The following is a 22,087-nucleotide window of genomic DNA, read 5'->3' on the forward strand; positions in this document are numbered from 1 at the left end:
TTAGTGAGAAATGATTGACGTATTTTTAGAAATACGTTATATTATTTTCTGTAAACGGTTACATGAAATGAGGAGAAAAGAGAATGAGTACGATCAAAGACGTTGCGAAATTAGCGGGAGTATCTGTTGCGACCGTTTCCAGAGTTCTAAATAAAAATGGATATGTTCACGAAGATACATTAAAAAAGGTAGAACGTGCAATTGAGATGTTAGATTATAAGCCTAGTACAGTAGCGCGTTCACTGTATAATAAAAAGTCTCGTTTAATTGGCTTAGTTGTTCCAAATATCGTGAATCCATTCTTTCCGGAAGTTGCACGTGCCGTAGAAGATGTAGCACATAAACAAGGTTACACAGTTGTCCTTTGTAACTCTGATGAAAGTTTAGAAAAAGAGAAACAATATATTGATGTACTTAGACAAAATAATGTAGATGGATTTATTGTAGCAACGAATCCACAAAATAGTGTTAATTACATGAATGTATCTGTTCCAGTTGTTGCGATTGACCGTATGTTTAATGAGCGTATTCCTACTGTATATGCAGATAACTATGCAGGAAGTCAGGCTGCGACAAAGTTGTTACTAGATAAAGGATGTAAACATATTGCACATATTCGCGGTCCACGTGATGTGAGTACTGCAAATGAACGCTTTGAAGGTTTTGTAGACGTTATTACGCAAAATAATCTTTCGTATATGATTGCAGAGAGTACGTTTGATCCAGCAAATAGTGAGCGTGTAGCGATGGAATTATTAGAAGAATACCCGCATATTGATGGTATTGTTGCTGGGAATGATTTAATTGCGATCGGTATTGTAAAGGCTGCACTTCAAAAGGGGATTGTCATTCCAAATGATTTGCAAATTATCGGATTTGATGGCATTTCTTTAACGGAAATGATGTATCCATCTATTACGACAGTTGCACAACCAATATATGAAATGGGGAAAATTGCAACAGAATTGTTGTTAGAGCAAATGGAAGGAAATACATTAAAAGAGAAACACTATCGTTTGCCGATTGAAATTATAGAACGAAATACAACGAAGTAAGGAGATGAAACAGATGCCAAATATTGCAGTAGTAGGGAGCATTTCAATGGACTTAGTGGCTGTTTCAAAAAAACGGCCGAAAGCAGGAGAAACAGTAATTGGTGAAGCGTTTCATACAATTCCAGGAGGGAAAGGAGCAAACCAAGCAGTTGCTGCAGCTAGATTAGGAGCAAATGTAGCAATGGTTGGAGCGGTAGGAAATGATGATTATGGAACAGTAGTTAGAAAAAATCTAGAGAACGAACGCATTTTTATCGATTATGTGGTACCGGTTACAGATAGAACGACAGGAATTGCTCATATCGTTTTAGCAGAAGAAGATAACAGTATTGTTGTCGTACAAGGGGCGAATGCTCTTGTAAATAAGTCAGTTGTAGATCGCTCCAAAGACCTTCTTGTAAAAGCGGATATGGTTGTTCTTCAACTAGAAATTCCACTTGAAACAGTAAAATATGTATTGGCTATTTGTGAGGAACATAATATTCCTGTTATGTTGAATCCAGCGCCAGCACAAGTTTTATCAGAAGAAATTTTAGAAAAAGCGACTTATATTACGCCAAATGAACATGAGTGCCGCATCGTATTAGATGATTTTACATCACCAATTGAAGATTTATTGGCGAAGTATCCCAATAAATTATTGATGACAGAAGGTTCTAACGGTGTTCGTTTCCATAATGGCACGGAGATTGTACATGTTCCTAGCATTGCTGTTGATGTAGTGGATACAACTGGAGCTGGTGATACATTTAATGGTGCGTTAGCAGTTGCACTTTCTGAAGGAGAGACACTTCAAAAAGCAATTCGTTTCGCGAATATTGCCGGTGGTCTTTCTGTAACGAAACTTGGGGCGCAAGGCGGCATGCCAACGAGAGATAAAGTACGTGAAGTGCAGGTGATTGTTGGATGAAGAAACACGGCGTATTAAACAGTGAGATTGCATCAATCCTTGCTTTACTTGGGCATACGGATACGATTGTAATTGCTGATTGCGGTTTACCAATTCCTGACGGAGTAAAAAGAATTGATTTAGCTGTTGAAATTGGAAAACCTAGCTTTTTAGATGTATTGCAAGTGGTAGCTGATGATATGGCAATCGAAAAAGTGACGTTAGCAGAAGAAGTCATTATAAATAATGCGGAAGTAAATAAAGAAATAGAGCAGAAATTAATAGAGCCAGCATTTGAGTATGTATCTCATGAGCAATTTAAAGAGCATACAAAGAAAGCGAAGGCGATTATTCGTACAGGCGAGGCTACGCCTTATGCAAATGTAATTTTACATGCAGGCGTGATTTTTTAATAAAGGGAAGTGATGGGAATGCATATTGAAATGAAAAACATTTCAAAGGCGTTCAATGGAAATCCTGTTTTGAAGAATGCACAGTTTATGATTGAAACAGGAGAAGTCCATGCATTGATGGGGGAAAATGGAGCGGGTAAATCAACGCTCATGAAGATTTTAACAGGTGTATACAAAAAAGATGGTGGGACAATCACAATTGATGGGCAAGAGCGCACCTTTAAAAATGCGAAAGAAGCTGAAGAGTACGGCATCGCATTTATACATCAAGAACTAAACATATTGCCGAATTTAACAGTAGCTGAAAATATGTTTCTCGGTAAAGAGTTAATGTATGGGAAAACAGGTATTTTACGCACTCGCCAAATGAATGCGATTGCGCAGCAGCAACTAGCGGAGTTAGGGTTGCATGTAAGAGGCGCTATGTTAGCAGAGGAATTATCGGTTGGACAACAGCAAATTATCGAAATTGCGAAAGCATTAATGACAAACGCGAGCGTTATTATTATGGATGAACCTACTGCGGCACTGACGGATCGTGAAATCGAAACGCTCTTTACAGTAATCAATAAGTTACGTAAAGAAGGTGTTTCATTCGTGTACATTTCGCATCGTATGGAAGAGATTTTCTCAATATGTGATGCTATTACGATTTTGCGTGATGGAGAATACGTCGGAAAGAGATTAATTCCAGAAACATCATTTGATGAAGTAGTGAGTATGATGGTGGGGCGCAGCATTGGTGAACGTTACCCAGAGCGAAATAGTCAAATTGGTGATGTCATTTTTGAAATGCGTAACGGAACGAAGAAAGGGAAATTTGAAAATGTTTCGTTTCAAGTGAGGAAAGGTGAAATCCTTGGTGTAGCTGGTTTGATGGGGGCTGGTCGCACTGATATTATGAAAGCGATATTTGGTTATGAACCTTTAGACTCTGGACAAATTTTTATAAATGGACAAGAAGTAAAGATTGATAGTCCAATAGATGCAATTAGACAAAGAATTGCTTTTATTACAGAAGATAGAAAGTCTGAAGGATTAGTGTTAGATTTTTCAATTCGAGAAAATTTAGCTTTACCGAATTTAGAAAGTCTTTCAAAGGGAAGTATTCTAAGCAACGAGCTAGAACAACAGTTTACAGAGGATATGATGAAGCTTCTTAATGTGAAAGCATCTAGCGGAGAGCAGGCAGTGAAATCTCTTTCTGGTGGAAATCAGCAAAAGATTGTAATCGCAAAATGGCTAGGCATTCATCCGCAATTACTCATTTTAGATGAGCCAACAAGAGGTGTTGATGTTGGAGCGAAAAAAGAAATTTACTCTATTATGAATAAGCTTACAGAGCAAGGCGATGCCGTTATTATGGTATCATCTGAGCTTCCGGAAGTTTTAGGGATGAGTGATCGAGTTCTTGTTATTCATGAAGGAAAAGTCGGCGGAATTTTAGGGAAAGATGAGGCATCACAAGAGTCTATTATGGCACTAGCTACAGGGGGAGAGTAAGGATGGCTAAGAAGGGGAATGTATTACAACAACTCGGTTCTTTAATCGGTTTAGTATTAATTATCGTCGTAATTACAGCTTTAAATCCAGCGTTTATTGAAATTCCAAATTTATTTAATATACTGCGTCAAGTATCGATTAATGCGCTTATTGCATTCGGAATGACCTTCGTAATTTTAACAGGGGGTATTGACTTATCGGTAGGTTCTATTTTAGCATTATCAAGTGCACTTGTTGCTGGAATGATGGCAAGTGGCATGGATCCGTTCCTTGCAATGGCAGTTGGATTATTAGCAGGTCTTGTAATGGGAATTGTAAACGGTATCATCATTGCGAAAGGAAAAGTAGCTCCATTTATTGCAACTTTGGCAACAATGACTATTTTTCGTGGGTTGACGCTTGTTTATATGGACGGACGTCCGATCACTGGTCTTGGTGATCATTTAATGTTCCAAATGTTTGGCCGCGGTTATTTTCTTGGTATTCCGGTACCAGCTGTTACAATGATGATCGCTTTCGCAGTACTGTACTTCATTTTGAAGAAAACGACATTTGGTCGCCGTACATTTGCAATTGGTGGAAATGAAGAAGCAGCAGCACTATCAGGTATTAATGTTACGAGAATTAAAGTAATGATTTACGGTCTTTCCGGAATTTTGGCAGCGCTTGCAGGTATTGTCTTAACATCACGATTAGATTCTGCACAGCCGACTGCAGGTACTTCTTATGAATTAGATGCAATTGCAGCAGTTGTATTAGGCGGAACAAGTCTTTCTGGGGGAAGAGGATGGATTGTTGGTACATTCATCGGTGTACTTATTATCGGTGTATTAAATAACGGTTTAAATTTATTAGGTGTATCTTCTTTCTTCCAACAAGTTGTAAAAGGACTTGTAATCTTACTAGCTGTATTAATTGATCGCAGAAAAGAAGCGTAATGGAGGGACAGTTCATGAAGAAATGGTTACTTATACTCGTTGCATGTATTATGGTCATTACTGCTGGTTGTTCAATGGAACCGCCAGAATGGGCAAAGGATTCTAGCGATAAAGGTCGAAATAAAACTATTAAAGTTGGATTCTCTGTTTCAACTTTAAATAATCCCTTTTTTGTAACTTTGAAAAAGGGTGCAGAAAAGAAAGCGAAAGATAGTGGCATCGAATTAATTGCTGTTGATGCACAAAATGATGCAGCAAAGCAAACGAACGATGTTGAAGATTTAATTCAAAAGGGTGTCGATGTAGTTGTTATTAATCCGACCGATTCAGATGCTGTTGCTTCAGCAGTAAGTGCGGCAAATGCAGCAAATGTTCCTGTTATTACAGTAGACCGCGTTGCGAATTCAGGTAAGGTTGTTTCTCACATTGCTTCTAACAATATCGAAGGTGGTCAAATGGCTAGTGATTACATTCGTGAATTAGTTGGCGAAGGAGCAAACGTTGCTGAGTTAGAAGGAATCCCTGGATCTTCCGCTGCTCGTGAACGTGGGAAAGGATTCCATAACGTAGCCGATAAGTCTTTAAAAGTAGTTGCAAAACAAGCAGCTGATTTTGATAGAGCGAAAGGATTATCTGTTATGGAAAACATTTTGCAAGCAAATGGTGATATTAAAGCCGTGTTTGCGCATAACGATGAGATGGCATTAGGTGCACTTGAAGCATTGAAGTCTGCTGGAAAAACAGATGTAGTCGTTGTTGGATTTGATGCAACAGACGATGCAGTGAAAGCGGTTAACGATGGGCGTATGGCTGCAACAGTTGCTCAAAAACCGGAATTAATCGGGGAGAAGGCGATGCAAACAGCAAAAGAGATAACACAAGGTAAAAAAGTGGACAAATCTATTCCGATTGAATTAGAGCTTATTAAGAAAAATAAATAAATATAAAATGAAAATTAGGAAGGAAGAACAACAAATGAAATTCTTTATTGATACAGCAAACGTTAACGAAATTAAAGAGGCAAATGAATTAGGTGTATTAGCTGGAGTAACGACAAATCCATCACTTGTAGCAAAAGAAGGCGTAGACTTCCACGAACGCATTCGTGAAATTTGCAACGTTGTAGAAGGACCTGTAAGTGCAGAAGTAATTAGCTTAGAAGCTGATAAGATGATTGAAGAAGGAAAAGAACTAGCGAAGATTGCTCCAAACGTTGTAGTAAAAGTTCCAATGACAACAGAAGGTTTAAAAGCAGTAAAAGCGTTCTCTGATTTAGGAATTCGTACAAACGTTACATTAGTGTTCTCAGCAGTTCAAGCATTACTTGCAGCTCGTGCTGGTGCAACATACGTTTCACCATTCTTAGGTCGCTTAGACGATATCGGTCATAACGGTATGGACTTAATTCGTCAAATCGCAGAAATCTTTGCAATTCATGGCATCGAAACAGAAATCATTGCAGCATCTGTACGTCACAGTGTTCACGTAACTGACGCAGCATTAAACGGTGCACATATTGCAACAATCCCAGCAAACGTAATTGCTTCATTAGTGAAGCACCCATTAACAGATCAAGGAATTGAGAAATTCTTAGCTGATTGGGAAAAAACACAAGAGAAATAATAGAAAAGCAAGAATCCTAGTTTAATTGACTAGGATTCTTTTTTTTATTTAAAAGAATTTTCATGCAATTTTGCATATTGTCTTTTAAATTTGTTATATAAGATATTTAATATATATCACATAACTCTTTATTTTTCATATTTCGACATAAAGTGAAACTTTAATCAGTGGGGGCTTTGTTCATCCCCCCACTGATTATTAATTGAACCAAGGGATAAAAAGATAGAGGGTCTGACCAGAAAACTGGAGGGCATGATTCTATAACAAAAAGCTTAATGTTTATAGAATTATGTCTTTTTATATAGGGAGGGTAGTAAACAGAGATTTTGACAAAAATGCACCAATTTATCTGAATTTTAAGTTTTATAAAAGGGGAGAAATGGAATGAGAAGAAAAGCACCATTTAAAGTGTTGTCATCATTAGCAATTGCGGCAATTATCGGATGTACATCTGTAATGAGTGCTCCGTTAGCATATGCAGAAACGGCAGCAAAAAAGAAAGATAATGTATCTACAACACCAATTGATTACAATTTAATTCAAGAAGATCGTTTAGCGGAAGCACTGAAAGAAAGAGGAACAATTAATCCATCATCTTCTAAAGAAGAGACGAAAAAAGCTGTTGAGCAATATATTGAAAAGAAACAAGGAGATCAGGCGAATAAAGAAATTCTTCCAGATGCTCACTCACAAGAAACGTCTGATTTCACAAAAAAAGTAAAAGAGAAAAAGATGGAAGAAAAGGAAAATGTAAAAAAGGCTGAAAAAAATGTTAGCCTTGAGCAAAAGCCAGAACCAAATAAAAATCAATTGAATGGGCAAGTTCCAACTTCAAAAGCAAAGCAAGCTCCATATAAGGGATCTGTTCGATCGGATAAAGTATTAGTGCTACTCGTTGAATTTAGTGATTATAAACATAATAATATTGATCAAACACCAGGTTATATGTATTCGAAAGACTTTAGTAGAGAACATTATCAAAAGATGTTGTTCGGTAATGAGCCTTATACTTTATTTGATGGTTCAAAAGTAAAAACGTTTAAACAATACTATGAAGAGCAGTCTGGTGGTAGTTATACGACAGATGGATATGTAACGGAGTGGCTAACTGTTCCAGGAAAAGCATCTGATTATGGAGCTGATGGTAGCAGTGGTCACGATAATAAAGGTCCGAAAGGTGCACGTGATTTAGTGAAAGAAGCTTTGCATGCAGCTGCTGAGAAAGGACTAGATTTATCCCAGTTTGATCAATTTGATAGATATGATACAAACGGGGACGGGAATCAAAATGAACCTGACGGTGTAATTGATCATTTAATGGTAATCCATGCTGGTGTTGGTCAAGAAGCTGGTGGCGGTAAATTAGGTGATGATGCGATCTGGTCACATCGTTCAAAATTAGCAGTAGATCCAGTAGCGATTGAAGGTACGAAATCAAAGGTAGATTACTTTGGTGGTAAAGTAGCAGCACATGATTACACAATTGAACCAGAAGATGGAGCTGTAGGTGTGTTTGCACATGAATTTGGACATGATCTTGGATTACCAGATGAATATGACACGAAATATACTGGAAATGGTTCACCAGTCGAAGCTTGGTCATTAATGAGTGGAGGTAGTTGGACAGGGAAAATCGCAGGAACAGAGCCGACTAGTTTTTCACCACAAAATAAAGACTTCTTACAAAAGAATATGGGTGGCAACTGGGCAAAAATATTAGAAGTAGATTACGATAAAATTAAGAGTGGTGTGGGAGTTCCTACCTATATTGATCAAAGTGTTACGAAATCAAATCGTCCAGGCGTTGTACGTGTTAACTTACCAGGTAAAAGTGTTGAAACGATTAAACCGGAGTTTGGAAAGCATGCATATTATAGTACAAGAGGCGATGATATGCATACAACGTTAGAGACACCATTCTTTGATTTAACAAAGGGAACAAATGCAAAATTCGATTATAAAGCAAATTATGAGTTAGAAGCAGAGTGCGATTTCGTCGAAGTACATGCAGTAACAGAAGATGGAACGAAGACGTTAATTGATAGACTTGGAGAAAAAGTAGTCCAAGGAGATAAAGATACAACAGATGGGAAATGGATTGATAAATCATATGATTTAAGTCAATTTAAAGGCAAAAAAGTGAAACTACAATTCGACTATATTACAGATCCGGCTGTAACATATAAAGGTTTTGCGATGGATAATGTAAATGTAACTGTTGATGGACAAGTTGTATTTTCTGATGATGCAGAAGGACAGTCTAAAATGAATTTAAATGGTTTTGTTGTTTCTGATGGGACAGAGAAGAAAGCTCATTACTACTACTTAGAATGGAGAAACTATGCGGGATCAGATAATGGATTAAAAGCAGGAAAAGGTCCAGTGTATAATACAGGTCTTGTCGTTTGGTATGCAGATGATAGTTTTAAAGATAACTGGGTTGGGATGCATCCAGGTGAAGGATTCCTTGGTGTTGTTGACTCTCATCCAGAAGCGCTAGTTGGTAATTTAAACGGGAAACCAGCATACGGTAATACGGGCATGCAAATTGCAGATGCTGCATTTTCATTTGATAAAACACCAGCATGGAGTGTAAATTCATTAACACGTGGTCAGTTTAACTATTCTGGATTACAAGGTGTTACAACTTTTGATGATTCAAAAGTATATAGTAACAAGCAAATTGCAGACGCAGGAAGAAAAGTTCCAAACCTTGGACTTAAATTCCAAGTTGTTGGACAGGCAGAAGATAAATCGGCAGGTGCTGTTTGGATTAAACGTTAATAACATAAAAGCACATTCTTCATATGAAGAGTGTGCTTTTTAATTTGTACAGTAAGTTATTATTTTAGTTTATGTAATACAAGTTTTTATTCATGTGTAGTGTATCAAATTATGTGGGGAAAGGAAATATTTCCGAGGAAATTGTCGAAGTATCGTCAGTATTTATAAACTTTCTGTTTAAAAGAAGAGATGTATTATTGCCTTTACGGCTCAATTTATTTACATTGTTATTTGGTTATACACAAAAGTAATATATTCGGTAGTAAAAGAGCGCTATTGGATAGTGTTCTTTTTGTAGATAGAAAGGAGTTGAGTTAAATGAAAGAAATAATTGAATGTCCACAGTGTGAAGGAGAGATTACTGTGCAACATATTATTGATCTCCCGCATCCTTTTTCATTCAGATGTCCACACTGCAAGGTGAGGTTAAAAGAAATGAGAATCACACCGTGCTTAATATTAGCAGCAATTTGTATCATTCCACTGTTTATTATAATTGGAGAGAGTATTAAGGAATTACTAGTAAAATATTTTTCTATTATAGATGATGTACCAACTGTACTTATTTTCTTCTTATTTTGTTATCCATTGTATTATTTCTATGAAAAATATAATGCTATATTGTTTATTAAATACGGCTTATTGAAAGTTAAAAGTTGAATTGAATAGGAGATTATCATAATGCTTTGGAAAATATATTTAGTTATTGTAGCAATGTTAGCTATTATTTCGTTAGTAAGGGGCATGTTTCAAACACCAATTCAAAAGTTTGACTTTGTAGTTTCTATTATTACGTGGATAGGGCTCTTTGGTTTTGTATTTGATATACAAATATTAACCTCAATTGTTTGGAAATGTATCTTCTTGTTTAGCGTCATTTGGACTTTAACTGCAGTTTTTGTTTTTCGTTTATATGAAGAGCGAGATGAGCCGTTACCTTTTATATTTAAAGTAATTGGAATTATTCCAACGCTTCCATTATATTACGGATTATATCAATATGCATTTTAAAAAAGACAACGATGGATTATCCCATCATTGTCTTTTTTACTTTGCTTCTTACATAAATCATCCCAGCAAATGTTAATAAAAATGCTGTCCCGATAATGAAGCTGATGCTAGGTGATGCTCCGATTGCGCCGACTGTAAAGGAGCCAGCAACAACTCCTAATGAGAAGAAGGCATAAAATAATCCGAATGCCTTTCCGCGATTATCGTCTGTAGTATTTTCAACGAGTAAAGCGTTAATAGACGGGAAGAGGATTGCGAATCCAATTCCATAAATTATCATTACGATAAAGAGCATACCTTTTGTAGCAAATAATCCGAGTAAAGATAATGCGAATGCCATAACTGCAATTCCGATTAGCATTAGTTTCGAACGATTAAATCGATCGTAAATACGATTTGTTGGAAGCAAGAAGAAGAGGATAGCAGTTATACCAAATACACTTAACATCATGCCTGTTGTGGATGCTTTAAGCGCTAATGCCTCAACTTTTACTGGTAACATATAAGTGACAATTCCTTGTGAAAACATTAATGTGAAAGCACCAATATATGCTTGTAATAACGGTTCTGATTTTAAAAGTTCAACCATATCTTCTTTGTTCATCATTTGCGTTCTTGATGTATCTTTTCTTGATACGTTATTTGGTAAGAAGAATAGAGATACGATCGTACCAAGAGCCATTAAAATAGAAATAGTAATGAAGACCCATTCTACGCCAGCTGTTGCTTTCATAATACCGCTGAAAGCCGGTCCTACGATTGCGGCTGTTCCAACAGCAGCACCAGATAGAGCCATTGCTTTTCCTTGTCTTTTTGCATTTGTTTGTTTTGATAAAAATGTAAAGGCAGCAGGAATTAAAAAGCCATCACTAAATCCATGCATAAAGCGAACAACTAATAGTTGTTCACCACTTTGAACAACGGTGTATAACAAGACTATGAAACTCGTAATTCCCATGCTTATATAAAGGATTTTTTTTGCACCAAATTTATCGACAGCTGCTCCAGCAATAATATTACCGATCATATTAGCGAATGAGTACATACCGACAACTAGCCCGATAATAAGAGGGGTTCCTCCAAGGCTTTGAGCGAAAGTACTCATAATAGGTAATTGTGAAAATGTATCTAAAAATGCCACGATAACGATAAAGTAAATAAAATATTTCAAGCGATATTCACCTCTCCTATGCTATTATGGCATAATGCTAATTTCACCTGCAATGAAATTGAATTAACAGATGTGGAAAAAAGTACAAAGTGACAAAATATTGAACGTTATTTGTAAAAAATTAGTAGAGATGCGATTGTTTTTTTGAAATATATGGATAGAAGTATTATAATAGAATTGTAAACTTCACCAGGTTAAGTATATACATAGAGAGGGATGTATAAAATGAAAGCACTACTTTGGCATAATCAACGTGATGTACGAGTAGAAGAAGTACCAGAACCAACAGTAAAACCAGGAACAGTGAAAATCAAAGTTAAATGGTGTGGTATTTGTGGGACAGACTTGCATGAATATTTAGCAGGGCCTATTTTTATTCCAACAGAAGAACATCCATTAACACATGTGAAAGCACCTGTTATTTTAGGTCATGAGTTTAGTGGTGAGGTAATAGAGATTGGTGAAGGAGTTACATCTCATAAAGTGGGAGACCGCGTTGTTGTAGAACCAATTTATTCTTGTGGTAAATGTGAAGCTTGTAAACATGGACATTACAATGTTTGTGAACAACTTGTTTTCCACGGTCTTGGCGGAGAAGGCGGCGGTTTCTCTGAATATACAGTAGTACCAGAAGATATGGTTCATCACATTCCAGATGAAATGACGTATGAACAAGGTGCGCTTGTAGAACCAGCAGCAGTAGCAGTTCATGCAGTACGTCAAAGTAAATTAAAAGAAGGGGAAGCTGTAGCAGTATTTGGTTGCGGTCCAATTGGACTTCTTGTTATCCAAGCAGCTAAAGCAGCAGGAGCGACTCCTGTTATTGCAGTTGAACTTTCTAAAGAACGTCAAGAGTTAGCGAAATTAGCAGGTGCGGATTATGTATTAAATCCAGCAACTCAAGATGTGTTAGCTGAAATTCGTAACTTAACAAATGGTTTAGGTGTAAATGTTAGCTTTGAAGTAACAGGTGTTGAAGTTGTACTACGACAAGCGATTGAAAGTACAAGCTTCGAAGGACAAACTGTAATTGTTAGTGTATGGGAAAAAGACGCAACAATTACTCCAAATAACTTAGTATTAAAAGAAAAAGAAGTTATTGGTATTTTAGGATACCGTCACATCTTCCCAGCTGTTATTAAATTAATTAGCTCTGGTCAAATTCAAGCAGAGAAATTAATTACGAAAAAAATTACAGTCGATCAAGTTGTTGAAGAGGGATTTGAAGCACTTGTAAAAGATAAAACACAAGTAAAAATTCTTGTTTCACCTAAATAAGATAGAATCGAATAGAGTAGCCCTTTTCTAGAAATAGAAGAGGGCTACTTTTTTTCTATACTGAAAGGTGATAGACTTTCCTTTGACTAAATGTATTTTTGTTTGGAAGGGAGAATCTAATGCTTTCATTTTTGTTAACTTTAAAGCGAATGTTAAGAGCCTGTTTACGAGCGTGGAAAGATAAAGAATTTCAAGTATTATTCGTATTAACAATTTTGACTTTAATATCGGGTACGATTTTTTATAGTACAGTTGAAGAATTACGTCCTATTGACGCTTTATATTTTAGTGTGGTCACGTTGACGACTGTCGGTGATGGGAATTTTAGTCCGCAAACTGATTTCGGAAAGATATTTACAATCTTATACATATTTATTGGGATTGGATTAGTGTTTGGATTTATTCATAAGTTAGCAGTTAATGTACAATTGCCAAGTATATTATCGAATAGAAAAAAAGAGTAAAGCGTTCAGATGCTTTACTCTTTTTTTACATTAGTTTAGACAAGCCTTAATAATAGTTTATTAAAATGAAAGTGTATTCATTCATTATATTCACTGTGTATAAAGTTATAATGATATGAACATTTGCATATTTTAATTTATTGATAGAAATTTCGTGAAAGGTGGGATATTCTAGTCATAGGTTAACCGGACGACATCATAGGATCCTAACAAAATGTTTACAATAATTCAATTATAAAATGGAGGATTTTATATGAAAAAGAAAGTACTTGCTTTAGCGGCAGCTATTACATTAGTTGCTCCATTACAAAGTGTTGCATTTGCTCATGAAAATGATGGGGGACAGAGATTTGGAGTTATTCCGCGCTGGTCTGCTGAAGATAAACATAAAGAAGGCGTGAATTCTCATTTATGGATTGTAAACCGTGCAATTGATATTATGTCTCGTAATACAACACTTGTAAAACAAGATCGAGTTGCACTATTAAATGAATGGCGTACGGAGTTAGAGAACGGTATTTATGCTGCTGACTATGAAAATCCTTATTATGATAATAGCACATTTGCTTCACATTTCTATGACCCTGACAATGGGAAAACTTATATTCCGTATGCAAAGCAGGCAAAGGAAACTGGAGCTAAGTATTTTAAATTAGCTGGTGAGTCTTACAAAAATAAAGATATGAAACAAGCATTCTTCTATTTAGGATTATCTCTTCATTATCTAGGGGATGTAAACCAACCGATGCATGCAGCAAACTTTACGAACCTTTCGTATCCACAAGGGTTCCATTCTAAATATGAAAACTTTGTAGATACGATAAAAGATAACTATAAAGTAACGGATGGAAATGGATATTGGAACTGGAAAGGTACGAATCCAGAAGATTGGATTCATGGAGCGGCAGTAGTTGCGAAACAAGATTACGCTGGCATTGTAAATGATAATACGAAAGATTGGTTCGTGAGAGCTGCTGTATCACAAGAATATGCAGATAAATGGCGCGCTGAAGTTACACCAATGACAGGTAAGCGTTTAATGGATGCACAACGTGTTACTGCTGGATATATTCAGCTTTGGTTTGATACGTACGGAAATCGTTAAGTATTTAAAAAAGGTCAAATCTCAGAATAGAGTATTTGGCCTTTTTATCACTATACAATACATGGAGGTATGAAACGTGAAAGGTAAATTGCTAAAAGGTGTACTTAGCTTAGGTGTTGGTCTAGGAGCTTTATATAGTGGAACGTCAGCTCAAGGAGAAGCGTCTACAAATCAAAACGATACATTAAAAGTGATGACGCATAATGTATATATGCTATCAACAAACTTATATCCGAACTGGGGACAAACTGAGCGTGCTGATTTAATCGGGGCGGCAGATTATATAAAGAATCAAGACGTAGTTATATTAAATGAAGTGTTTGATAATAGCGCATCAGATCGTTTATTAGGGAATTTGAAGAAAGAATATCCAAATCAAACAGCAGTATTAGGTCGTAGTAGTGGAAGTGAATGGGATAAAACGTTAGGAAACTATTCATCTTCAACTCCTGAAGATGGTGGCGTTGCGATTGTGAGCAAATGGCCAATCGCTGAAAAGATTCAATATGTATTTGCAAAAGGATGCGGGCCAGATAATTTATCGAATAAAGGATTTGTATACACGAAAATTAAGAAAAATGATCGCTTTGTTCATGTAATTGGTACGCATTTGCAAGCGGAAGATAGTATGTGCGGAAAAACTTCACCTGCATCTGTACGTACAGACCAATTAAAAGAAATTCAAGACTTTATTAAAAATAAAAATATACCAAATAATGAGTATGTGTTAATTGGTGGTGATATGAACGTAAATAAAATAAATGCAGAGAACAAGAATGACTCAGAGTATGCATCTATGTTTAAAACATTGAACGCTTCTGTACCATCTTATACTGGACATACAGCGACTTGGGACGCAACGACAAACAGTATTGCAAAATATAATTTCCCTGATAGTCCTGCTGAGTATTTAGATTATATTATTGCAAGTAAAGACCATGCGAACCCATCGTATATAGAGAATAAGGTGTTACAGCCGCAATCTCCACAATGGACTGTTACATCATGGTTCCAAAAATATACGTATAATGATTACTCTGATCATTATCCAGTAGAGGCGACTATTTCTATGAAGTAGTTTCAAAAAGTTTCTTCGTAAAGAAGAAACTTTTTTTATTTGCAAACAGGAAAATCACACTTTCTTTCCAATATGTATAAGACATATTGAGAAGAGGAGAGAAAAATGTGGATCGAGGAATTTTTAAAGAAGTTCCATTACCGTGTGCATTTTTGGATGAAGTGGCTTTAGATAGAAATATTCAATCGATTATAGAGTTAAGTGGAAATAAAAAGATTCGTATAGCGAGTAAATCGTTACGCTCTGTTCCGATTATGCAAAAGATACTAGCTGCAAATGATCGATTTCAAGGTATTATGTGCTTTTCACCTAGAGAGATTTTATTTTTAATAGAACAAGGATTTAATGATTTATTGCTTGGATATCCTGCTTACGATGAAAGAGCTCTGTATGAAATTAGTTTGTTAACAAAGAAAGGTTTCATTATAACTTGTATGGTGGATTGTGAAGAGCATATTGTGTATTTAGAAAACATTGCTGAGCAATCTAAAGGATGTTTTCGTGTTTGTTTGGATATTGATATGAGTAGTCGCTTCTTTCAATTTCATTTTGGTGTACAAAGGTCCCCAGTAAAAAATGTGCAGGATGCGTTGAAAGTAGTAGAAAAGGTGAGAAGGTCATCATATTTAATGTTAGATGGTGTAATGGGATATGAAGCTCAAATTGCCGGGGTGGGCGATTATATACCGAATCAATGGTTGAAAAGTAAAGTGATTTCGTATTTAAAGCAGAAATCAGTGCTAGAAGTTAAAGAAAGAAGAGAACATATTGTAAAAGCAATACAAAACATTGGTATTGAGCTAAGGTTTGTAAATGGAGGCGGAACAGGAAGCATAAAAACAACCGAGAAAGATAATTCAGTTTCAGAGATTACAATAGGTTCTGCTTTTTATTCTCCGAAGCTGTTTGATTATTATAAAGAGGTGAAATTTCATCCAGCGGTCGGATTTGCCTTACCAGTTGTGCGTAAACCAGTCCCGTTTATTTACACTTGCCTAGGTGGTGGATATATTGCTTCAGGAGCAGTTGGAAAAGATAAAGAGCCTGAAGTTTGGAGACCGAAGGGTGCAAAATTATTAGCTTTAGAAGGTGCTGGCGAGGTACAAACGCCAATTTTTTATAACGGCAAGGAACGAGTGGATATAGGAGAGACCATTTTGTTTCGTCATAGTAAGGCTGGTGAATTATGTGAACGCTTTCCTTTTTTGTATCGTGTTAAAAAAGGAGAGATTGTCGGGGAGTATTCAACATATCGGGGGGATGGCCAATGCTTTCTATAAAGGGACAAAAGTGGAGAAATTGGACAGGGAATGTAGAAGGAACGCCGCATTATACGATGTATCCAGAAAGTATACAAGATGTAGTAGAAGTTGTGGGGCTTGCGCGAAAAAAGGGAAAGAAAATTCGTGTTGTCGGTTCAGGACACTCGTTTACCCCCCTTGTGAAAACGGAAGAAGTTTTAGTTTCTTTAGATGAATTGAAGGGTATTGTGAATATTGATGCAGAGAAGATGGTTGCTGAAGTATGGGCAGGAACAAAGTTATATGATTTAGGGAAGTTACTTGAGGAAAAAGGTTATGCGCAAGAAAATTTAGGGGATATTGATTCGCAATCTATTGCAGGAGCGATTAGTACGGGGACTCATGGAACGGGTATTACCTTTGGGAGTTTATCAACACAAGTTATAGAGATTACGGCAGTTCTATCTAATGGTGAGAGTATAGTTTGTTCGGAAGCTGAGAACGTAGAATATTGGAGAGCGTTTCAGTTGTCACTTGGAATGTTAGGTATCATTGTAAAGATAAAATTGAAGGTTATTCCAGCGTATTCACTCGTTTATGAAAGTGAAAAACAGTCATTATCCACTGTAATGAACAAACTAGAAGAATATAAGAAGCATCGTCATTTTGAATTTTTCGTTTTTCCTTATTCTGATGAAGTACAAGTGAAACTTACGAACGAAACAACGAATAAAGGCAGTGATTTGAAATGGCATAAACTAAAGGTAGAGTTACTTGAAAATAGGATGTTCTCTTTACTATCTAAAGGATGTAAATGGTTTCCTTCTATAAGTAAAGGAGTGAGTCGATTATCAGCTAAAGCTGTACCAAACACAAAAATAATTGGCCCGAGCTATGAAGTATTTGCTACATCACGTACGGTGCCATTTTATGAAATGGAGTATAGCATTCCTTCAAAGTATATGAGGACGGTTGTAGAAGAAATCTCAAATCTTATTGAAAAGAAAAAGTATAAGGTGCACTTCCCAATCGAATGCCGCTATGTGAAAGGGGATGATATATGGCTTAGTCCGGCCTATGGAAGAGATTCAGCATATATCGCTGTTCATATGTATAAAGGTATGAAATATGCTGCTTACTTTGGCGAAGTGGAAAAGATTTTTCTGAAGTATGAAGGGCGTCCACATTGGGGGAAAATGCATACATTATCGTATGAGCAATTACAATATATATATCCAGAGTTTCATTCGTTTTTACAGGTGAGGAAATCTCTAGATGAACTTGGAATGTTTTTTAATCCTTATGCGGAGAAGTTATTTATCCCGCTATTTGTCAGGCAGTAAGACCCCTACGTCAAAATTCAGTGGAAGCAAAGAAGTTAGGTGAGGGCTAATTAAAGTTTCACATTATGTATATGAAAAAGCTGACAAATAATTATTTGTCAGCTTTTTTTTAGTGTAATTGCATTTCTTGTATGACTAATATGTTCATAAAATAGTAGTTTATCACGGCTAAATACATGTAGTAAAACATGAATAATAAATAGGCCGTTAATGATGAATAGGAATAATAATGTAACGAGTAATACTAAAGGCTCTGTGTGATTTAAAATAGAGCTACTAGAAAGAATATAATTGATTCCACCTAACGCAAAATAAAATATACCGTAGCGAATAAATAGTTCTTTTAATGTAATACGATTTGATTTTCCTTTCACGTGAATGCGAAGCAATGCTTTCCCAATTGTTTTTCCGTTAGTAAAGTATGGAATAATAATAAAGTAAATAAGGATTGAACACGTAATGAAAATGAGTTCATACATATTGGTGTAAGATTGCATATTAGAAACGAAGAAAGAATTTCCTTTGTTTTTAACGACAGGTACAACGATAGATAAGAAAATCCAATCAATTTGCATCGCGATAAGGCGACGAATGAATCCGACTGGTTTCGTTTCCAAATCAATATGACTATCTAACTCGTTTGTCTTCGGAAGGAAGTACGTAAATATTGGTGCAATGATAAAACCAATTACGCCACCTAATGTATTTAAAAACAAATCATCGATATCAAATAATCGGTATGCACAATTGTATATACCGTATAATCCAGTCACTTGTGTTAGCTCGAAAAATAGTGAAAGGAAAAAGGAAATGCAAATTGTTTGTAAGAAACTACGTCGGAAATAATAACGTAAGTAAATACCGAATGGAACAGTTAATAGAACGTTAAAGGCAACTTGTAAAAACGCAGACTCTTTTAATAAGTAGAAATAAGTAGCTGGTTTCGTTAAAACTGCCGATGTATGACTACTAATCTCTTGTATGAAATAAAATGGTGCGAGTTGCATGTGTTGTGTATTAGCCGGTTGTAGGCTACAAGTATCAAACGTTTGTGGCAACGGCAAAATAACAAGAAAATAGGCATTTAATAAGTAAAGTAATAATGAGTATAAAATAAATGAGCGCCATTTATTTAAATAACCGTATTTTCGATAATTAAATATTAAAAAAGGGATTAAAAGAAACATTGCTAAAAAAGGAAATAAAATAAATGCTGTTTTCACTGGAAATAAATATGCAGTCAAAGTAAAACTCCTTTCAATAAAAATTCGTTTATCATTATAGCGCTAAAAATATTTAAATACAAAGTTAAAACCTTTCGAAATAGAAAAAATTACTAATTTGATAGGGATTAAGTTATAATAAATTTAATATAAGGATATTGTGATTATATAAGTTGAGAGAGGGTACAAGAGATGCGATATGAACTTTTTTCTGTAAGTGGGGATCATATTACGACTTTTGAAAGTGCATGGCGTTTTCAGGAGGGAGAACAGATTTTTGTTCATGATGATCAAACAAAACGAAACTTTATTATTATTCGGCTGACGCATGATGTATTTCAACAAAATAAACATGTTATTCGTTTGTATTGTCAAGAGAAGAAAGTGTATGCATAAGAGAAGCCCTCTTACAGTATGAAAAGTAAGAGGGTCCTTATCTCGTTATTTGTGAACAGCCCAATTGATGAGGGCTGATTAATTTAACTTTATCATTTTGGCCCTCGTAAGGAATAAAAAGAGAAGGATTAATGCACATAGGTAGCATTTGATTTGGAAGAAAGGATATAGCCTTGTATTTTGTGCTTCAAAGTTTCATTGCCTTCTTTTTGAGAAAGCCATGTATGGTAATCTTGTTGTGTTTTCCATAACATACGAATCATATACTCTGCCTTATCATTTGTACGATGAACAGGTGAAAACTCTATGTTAATACAACCGTTCGTTCCGGGGAAAGGATAATATTGTTTAAGCCCATAAAGTAGCTCATTTTCATATTCGTACTTAATGTGAATGAGTTTAGTAACTATAAACATATAAACACCTCTTTTACGATAATAGTAGGAAAGATAGAATTACTGTAATAGTGAACTCGATAAATATTATACTATTCTGAAAATTATAAGTAAATAATAGGTTTTAACTGAATAAAGGTATAAAAAAGCGAGTCATTCTATTACACTAGATGACTCGCTTTTAATTTGTAAGTTTTACTTTATAAGAAAATAAGAGTAAGTACACCTACGATAATACAATAGAAAGAGAAATATTTTAAATTTCCTTTTGCCATAATGTTCATAAACCATTTTAGTGAAATATACGTCATGATAAATGTTGCGATGAATGCAACGACATATGGTACGAATAATGTGTCTAGATTTGGGTCATTTGCAATGTCTGTAATGCTTAACAATAAGCCACCTAAGCTAACAGGAATGTATAGTAAGAATGAGAAGCGAAGAGCTGTTTCTTGCTTCATACCAAGTAACATTGCTGCTACGATTGTGGCACCAGATCGGCTTATTCCGGGAATCAGTGCACAAGCTTGTGCTAATCCGACGATGATTGCATCTTTCATAGAAAGGTCGCCATCATTTTTACGACCGCGTAAATTTCTAATAATCCAAAGGCCGACAGCAGTAATAAGAAGGGAAATCCCAACCATCTTCACACCTTTTAAGTACTGATCGATGTAATCTTTAAATAAAACACCAATAACACCTGCTGGAATGGTTGCAATAACAAGATAAATAATAAAGAAGAAATCTGATTTTGCGTCTTCTGCTCTTGTAAATATATAAGAGAGACCATTCTTCGTTAGACGAATTAAATCATTTCTATAAATAAGTAATACAGCTAATAATGAAGCTGAATTAACAAGTAGTTCGAAGCTAAACCCTTCTATTTTTAGTCCTAGCAAATGTTGTGCTAAAACGAGATGACCACTTGAAGAAATCGGAATTGGTTCTGTTAGTCCTTGGAACAGACCGAGAATTAAATATTTTAAAACGTAGTAAAATTGTTCCATAATAACCTCCTTGTTTATTAGTTGAAAGAAACAACTTTTCCATTATAACAAAGATATGGATGAATATTGAAAAGAAATAAATATTCAAAATAAAATAAAAATCCCTTATAGCAGTATAAGGGATTCTTAATTTTAATTAAGAAGTCACTGTTCCTTGAAGACTTTTAGACAATTGAACATCGACTTTTTCAGCATCATGAATATGATTCATAATAGTAGTATTTAATTTTTGGAACATTTGTTGTGTGTTAGCAAATTCTCGTAATATGTCATCATTACAAGACTTTTGGTTTTCGATAGCCTTAATAACATTTGTAGCACCATTTTGTAACGTTTGAATCATAACTAAAATATTTTCAATTCTAGCATTTGTATCGGCGCTCATTTCTACACCTTCATCGACTAAATGTAAATTATCTTTTGTGTTATCATATGCTTTTTCAATTTCTTCTTGAATTTTTTTCGTTAAGTTGCCGATGTTTTTTGTACTTTCTGCTGTACTTTCCGCTAGTTTTCTTACTTCATTGGCAACGACAGCGAATCCTTTACCGTGCTCTCCAGCACGCGCGGCTTCAATACTCGCATTTAATGCAAGTAAATTTGTTTGTGCTGCAATGTTTTGAATGACTTCTACAATTTGCTCGATTTCCTTTGAGCGTTCGCTTAGATGATTCATACTATTAGACGTGCGTTGAGATTGTTCACCTAATTTATTAATTACAATAAGTAAGCGGTGAACGGATTCTTTTCCTTCATTAGAGCAGTCAATAATTTCTGCAATAGACTGAATTAAGCTTTGTTCCTTTTGTAACATTTCATTATTTAACTCATTGGAATGTGTCGTACGTGTTGAAACATTTTCGAAACATGAACTTAATTGTTGAACTAAATTTTGAAGTGTATTATGTTGGTTATTTACAAGTTGATGCTCTTGGATAACGCTTTGTACACGATCGTGGATAGTAGAAATAGTCTCCTGCTTTTCGATATCTTTTTGTTTTAATTCTGCTTCTAATTCTTGTATACGCTCTTGTAATTGAGCAATTGTATGTTGGAGTGATTTTTTTTGAGTAAACATGTATTTATTTCAACCGCCTTCGAAAGTTATATTTTCTCTATATTTGGATTTTAGCATCTTTTGTATTTTTTAAATATAGGAATTGT

21 protein-coding genes and 1 pseudogene are annotated in these 22,087 nt (G+C 35.4%); 17 read left to right on the forward strand and 5 right to left on the reverse strand.

Annotated features, from left to right (window positions below):
- Positions 1-83: 83 nt before the first annotated feature.
- From rbsR to AB6801_RS26090, 10 genes are all read left to right on the forward strand, one after another.
- Positions 84-1,055 (forward strand): ribose operon transcriptional repressor RbsR, encoded by a 972-nt coding sequence (gene rbsR, locus AB6801_RS26045; protein WP_047385621.1) that lies wholly within the window; start codon positions 84-86, stop codon positions 1,053-1,055.
- A 13-nt stretch (positions 1,056-1,068) separates the two neighbouring features.
- Complete coding sequence (gene rbsK / locus AB6801_RS26050) at positions 1,069-1,965, forward strand: ribokinase (RefSeq protein ID WP_001132864.1); 897 nt, start codon at positions 1,069-1,071, stop codon at positions 1,963-1,965.
- On the forward strand, positions 1,962-2,357 hold the full coding sequence (gene rbsD, locus AB6801_RS26055) for a D-ribose pyranase (RefSeq protein WP_000716154.1): 396 nt from the start codon (positions 1,962-1,964) through the stop codon (positions 2,355-2,357). Before rbsK ends, rbsD begins: the two co-directional genes overlap by 4 nt.
- Positions 2,358-2,375: 18 nt before the next feature.
- Positions 2,376-3,860: a ribose ABC transporter ATP-binding protein RbsA gene (gene rbsA / locus AB6801_RS26060; RefSeq protein ID WP_001986250.1), complete on the forward strand. Its 1,485-nt coding sequence runs from the start codon at positions 2,376-2,378 to the stop codon at positions 3,858-3,860.
- A 2-nt stretch (positions 3,861-3,862) separates the two neighbouring features.
- A complete protein-coding gene (locus AB6801_RS26065; protein ID WP_001074641.1) occupies positions 3,863-4,798 on the forward strand; it encodes an ABC transporter permease subunit in 936 nt (311 codons plus the stop codon).
- 14 nt (positions 4,799-4,812) lie between these two features.
- A complete protein-coding gene (gene rbsB / locus AB6801_RS26070) occupies positions 4,813-5,739 on the forward strand; it encodes a ribose ABC transporter substrate-binding protein RbsB (protein WP_000758974.1) in 927 nt (308 codons plus the stop codon).
- A gap of 34 nt (positions 5,740-5,773) precedes the next feature.
- Positions 5,774-6,421 (forward strand): fructose-6-phosphate aldolase, encoded by a 648-nt coding sequence (fsa, locus tag AB6801_RS26075; protein WP_000667698.1) that lies wholly within the window; start codon positions 5,774-5,776, stop codon positions 6,419-6,421.
- A 384-nt stretch (positions 6,422-6,805) separates the two neighbouring features.
- The gene (gene inhA2, locus AB6801_RS26080; protein WP_001252962.1) at positions 6,806-9,205 is read left to right on the forward strand and encodes a M6 family metalloprotease immune inhibitor InhA2; all 2,400 of its coding nucleotides are present in this window, start codon (positions 6,806-6,808) and stop codon (positions 9,203-9,205) included.
- A 318-nt stretch (positions 9,206-9,523) separates the two neighbouring features.
- On the forward strand, positions 9,524-9,865 hold the full coding sequence (locus AB6801_RS26085; RefSeq protein ID WP_000658668.1) for a hypothetical protein: 342 nt from the start codon (positions 9,524-9,526) through the stop codon (positions 9,863-9,865).
- A gap of 21 nt (positions 9,866-9,886) precedes the next feature.
- The gene (locus AB6801_RS26090) at positions 9,887-10,216 is read left to right on the forward strand and encodes a hypothetical protein (RefSeq protein ID WP_000964467.1); all 330 of its coding nucleotides are present in this window, start codon (positions 9,887-9,889) and stop codon (positions 10,214-10,216) included.
- A gap of 16 nt (positions 10,217-10,232) precedes the next feature.
- Here AB6801_RS26090 and AB6801_RS26095 read toward each other — a convergent pair whose 3' ends face one another.
- Positions 10,233-11,387, reverse strand: a complete 1,155-nt coding sequence (locus AB6801_RS26095; protein WP_000873270.1) for an MFS transporter — start codon at positions 11,385-11,387, stop codon at positions 10,233-10,235.
- A gap of 225 nt (positions 11,388-11,612) precedes the next feature.
- On the opposite strand from AB6801_RS26095, the gene bdhA reads away from it, so the two are divergent.
- The 6 genes from bdhA (at position 11,613) to AB6801_RS26125 (ending at position 17,896) form a co-directional block, all read left to right on the forward strand.
- On the forward strand, positions 11,613-12,665 hold the full coding sequence (gene bdhA / locus AB6801_RS26100; protein WP_000645827.1) for a (R,R)-butanediol dehydrogenase: 1,053 nt from the start codon (positions 11,613-11,615) through the stop codon (positions 12,663-12,665).
- 119 nt (positions 12,666-12,784) lie between these two features.
- A complete protein-coding gene (locus tag AB6801_RS26105) occupies positions 12,785-13,129 on the forward strand; it encodes a potassium channel family protein (RefSeq protein ID WP_000948209.1) in 345 nt (114 codons plus the stop codon).
- 253 nt (positions 13,130-13,382) lie between these two features.
- The gene (gene cerA / locus AB6801_RS26110) at positions 13,383-14,234 is read left to right on the forward strand and encodes a phospholipase CerA (RefSeq protein ID WP_000730997.1); all 852 of its coding nucleotides are present in this window, start codon (positions 13,383-13,385) and stop codon (positions 14,232-14,234) included.
- Positions 14,235-14,310: 76 nt separating this feature from the next.
- Positions 14,311-15,312 carry a sphingomyelinase C gene (gene sph, locus AB6801_RS26115; protein ID WP_097999564.1) on the forward strand — a complete coding sequence of 334 codons (1,002 nt, stop codon included), beginning with the start codon at positions 14,311-14,313 and terminating at the stop codon, positions 15,310-15,312.
- A gap of 107 nt (positions 15,313-15,419) precedes the next feature.
- Positions 15,420-16,592, forward strand: a complete 1,173-nt coding sequence (locus AB6801_RS26120; RefSeq protein ID WP_097999565.1) for an amino acid deaminase/aldolase — start codon at positions 15,420-15,422, stop codon at positions 16,590-16,592.
- Entirely contained in the window at positions 16,580-17,896 is a 1,317-nt protein-coding gene (locus AB6801_RS26125; protein ID WP_097999566.1) for a D-arabinono-1,4-lactone oxidase, read from the forward strand. Before AB6801_RS26120 ends, AB6801_RS26125 begins: the two co-directional genes overlap by 13 nt.
- A gap of 98 nt (positions 17,897-17,994) precedes the next feature.
- On the opposite strand, the gene AB6801_RS26130 is transcribed toward AB6801_RS26125, so the two are convergent.
- Positions 17,995-19,140, reverse strand: a complete 1,146-nt coding sequence (locus AB6801_RS26130) for a VanZ family protein (protein WP_086391917.1) — start codon at positions 19,138-19,140, stop codon at positions 17,995-17,997.
- 171 nt (positions 19,141-19,311) lie between these two features.
- Between AB6801_RS26130 and AB6801_RS26135 the strand changes: the two genes are divergently transcribed.
- On the forward strand, positions 19,312-19,515 hold the full coding sequence (locus tag AB6801_RS26135) for a hypothetical protein (protein WP_001268332.1): 204 nt from the start codon (positions 19,312-19,314) through the stop codon (positions 19,513-19,515).
- A gap of 128 nt (positions 19,516-19,643) precedes the next feature.
- Here the strand turns inward: AB6801_RS26135 and AB6801_RS26140 are convergent, their stop codons facing one another.
- The 3 genes and pseudogenes from AB6801_RS26140 to AB6801_RS26150 all read right to left on the reverse strand — a co-directional run.
- Positions 19,644-19,931: a hypothetical protein gene (locus tag AB6801_RS26140; RefSeq protein ID WP_000471237.1), complete on the reverse strand. Its 288-nt coding sequence runs from the start codon at positions 19,929-19,931 to the stop codon at positions 19,644-19,646.
- Positions 19,932-20,110: 179 nt separating this feature from the next.
- The gene (locus tag AB6801_RS26145) at positions 20,111-20,923 is read right to left on the reverse strand and encodes an undecaprenyl-diphosphate phosphatase (RefSeq protein WP_000434794.1); all 813 of its coding nucleotides are present in this window, start codon (positions 20,921-20,923) and stop codon (positions 20,111-20,113) included.
- A 136-nt stretch (positions 20,924-21,059) separates the two neighbouring features.
- Positions 21,060-21,560: pseudogene (locus tag AB6801_RS26150) on the reverse strand (methyl-accepting chemotaxis protein); the annotation flags it as partial.
- Positions 21,561-22,087: the final 527 nt, after the last annotated feature.

It is taken from the genome of Bacillus sp. RCC_6_1 (assembly GCF_041360755.1).
GTDB lineage: Bacteria > Bacillota > Bacilli > Bacillales > Bacillaceae_G > Bacillus_A > Bacillus_A cereus.

Bases quoted from the DNA above. Each gene is read 5' to 3' on its own strand.
- rbsR (WP_047385621.1), top strand. From the start codon at position 84: ATGAGTACGATCAAAGACGTTGCGAAATTAGCGGGAGTATCTGTTGCG.
- rbsK (WP_001132864.1), top strand. From the start codon at position 1,069: ATGCCAAATATTGCAGTAGTAGGGAGCATTTCAATGGACTTAGTGGCT.
- rbsD (WP_000716154.1), top strand. From the start codon at position 1,962: ATGAAGAAACACGGCGTATTAAACAGTGAGATTGCATCAATCCTTGCT.
- rbsA (WP_001986250.1), top strand. From the start codon at position 2,376: ATGCATATTGAAATGAAAAACATTTCAAAGGCGTTCAATGGAAATCCT.
- AB6801_RS26065 (WP_001074641.1), top strand. From the start codon at position 3,863: ATGGCTAAGAAGGGGAATGTATTACAACAACTCGGTTCTTTAATCGGT.
- rbsB (WP_000758974.1), top strand. From the start codon at position 4,813: ATGAAGAAATGGTTACTTATACTCGTTGCATGTATTATGGTCATTACT.
- fsa (WP_000667698.1), top strand. From the start codon at position 5,774: ATGAAATTCTTTATTGATACAGCAAACGTTAACGAAATTAAAGAGGCA.
- inhA2 (WP_001252962.1), top strand. From the start codon at position 6,806: ATGAGAAGAAAAGCACCATTTAAAGTGTTGTCATCATTAGCAATTGCG.
- AB6801_RS26085 (WP_000658668.1), top strand. From the start codon at position 9,524: ATGAAAGAAATAATTGAATGTCCACAGTGTGAAGGAGAGATTACTGTG.
- AB6801_RS26090 (WP_000964467.1), top strand. From the start codon at position 9,887: ATGCTTTGGAAAATATATTTAGTTATTGTAGCAATGTTAGCTATTATT.
- bdhA (WP_000645827.1), top strand. From the start codon at position 11,613: ATGAAAGCACTACTTTGGCATAATCAACGTGATGTACGAGTAGAAGAA.
- AB6801_RS26105 (WP_000948209.1), top strand. From the start codon at position 12,785: ATGCTTTCATTTTTGTTAACTTTAAAGCGAATGTTAAGAGCCTGTTTA.
- cerA (WP_000730997.1), top strand. From the start codon at position 13,383: ATGAAAAAGAAAGTACTTGCTTTAGCGGCAGCTATTACATTAGTTGCT.
- AB6801_RS26125 (WP_097999566.1), top strand. From the start codon at position 16,580: ATGCTTTCTATAAAGGGACAAAAGTGGAGAAATTGGACAGGGAATGTA.
- AB6801_RS26135 (WP_001268332.1), top strand. From the start codon at position 19,312: ATGCGATATGAACTTTTTTCTGTAAGTGGGGATCATATTACGACTTTT.
- AB6801_RS26140 (WP_000471237.1), bottom strand. From the start codon at position 19,931: ATGTTTATAGTTACTAAACTCATTCACATTAAGTACGAATATGAAAAT.
- AB6801_RS26145 (WP_000434794.1), bottom strand. From the start codon at position 20,923: ATGGAACAATTTTACTACGTTTTAAAATATTTAATTCTCGGTCTGTTC.